At 59.0% G+C, this 1,216-nt stretch carries 1 protein-coding gene; it reads right to left on the bottom strand.

Annotation, left to right across the window (positions count from 1 at the left end; translation table 11 throughout):
- Positions 1-38: 38 nt before the first annotated feature.
- Complete coding sequence (locus tag HR9077_RS19100; protein WP_136068899.1) at positions 39-1,016, bottom strand: IS110 family RNA-guided transposase; 978 nt, start codon at positions 1,014-1,016, stop codon at positions 39-41.
- Between the last annotated feature and the right edge of the window lie 200 nt (positions 1,017-1,216).

Raw genomic sequence — 1,216 nt, 5'->3', positions numbered from 1 at the left:
CTAGATACCATCTCTCCTAACCGGTCACAAACGTCTCATTAAGCGGCTTGTGGCCGGTATTCGGTTTGCGTCTTGAGGACTCCGTAGGCGATGTGGATCAGCTTGCGCATCGCCGCCCCCAAGGCCGCCATCTTGCTCTTGCCATTGGCTATTAGTCGCCGGTAGAGCGCTGAGATATCCGGGTTTCGACTTATCCCGACGACAGCCGACATGTATAGGCTCTGGCGCAGCTTAGGATTGCCGGCTTTCGACAAGCGAGGCCGGCCCCGTACGGAACTGCCCGATTCCCAACTGACAGGCACCACGCCGGCGAAGGCCGCTGCCTGCCGGGCGCTCTCGAAAACGCGGCTACGCAGCGTCGCTAGTAATCGGAGTGATACCGCAGGGCCCACGCCAGGGATCGTTTGCAGCAAGGCACGATCCTGCTTCAAGCCGGGGTGTTGATCGAGGTGGTCATCGATTTCCTGCTGGAGACGATTCCGCTCACGCGTCAGTGCCAGCAGAATGTCATAGATCGAGCGAAGGATATCCGTGGCCATGGCGAATTCGGCTTTCTCGCGCCGATTGCGCTCACGCTGGATGTCCTTGTCCAGGGCATCGAGTCTCGCTGCCAGCGCCTTGAGCTTGCGCACTTCCTCGGGTTCTGGCTGCCAGGCCTCGGGGTCTTGAGTGGCGCCATAGCGTGCCAGCACCACACTGTCCTTCTTGTCCGTTTTGCCACGGACGCCCAGGCTGCGGGAGAAATCACGTACCTGCGCCGGATTCAGGACGGAGACCTGGATGCTGGCTGCATGAAGCCAATACGCCAGCGTTTCGTGATAGATCCCCGTGGCTTCCATCACCACATGCAACTGCTCCTGCGGTTCCCCAGTCTGGTGTTCGAGCCACTCGAGCAAACGAGGGAAGTCCTGCCGACGATTGGGGAACACCCGGGTCTTGACCTTGCCGGTCGATACATCGCGTAACCAAGCGCAGTCGAGTTTCTGTTTGCTGATGTCGATACCGATCACTGCCATGTTCTCGTCGCCTTTCCTTGTTCGTACAGCCTCACTCCGGCTCGGGAGGGGCTTGGATACCATTCAAGCTATCGAGATAGAGGGCATCAGGGGGCATAATCTAGGTCCCAGGCTATACCGCCTCAGGGTTTGTGGATGCTCACCCTGATGCCAGAGCCTGCTGGTAGCTAATCAACAGGCCCGGAGAGACACAAGGGTTT

Origin of the sequence: Modicisalibacter radicis (assembly GCF_900961225.1) — a bacterium.
Classification (GTDB): domain Bacteria; phylum Pseudomonadota; class Gammaproteobacteria; order Pseudomonadales; family Halomonadaceae; genus Modicisalibacter.
The sequence above is the reverse complement of the archived record's forward strand: the minus strand, read 5'-3'. Positions and strand labels throughout refer to the sequence as shown.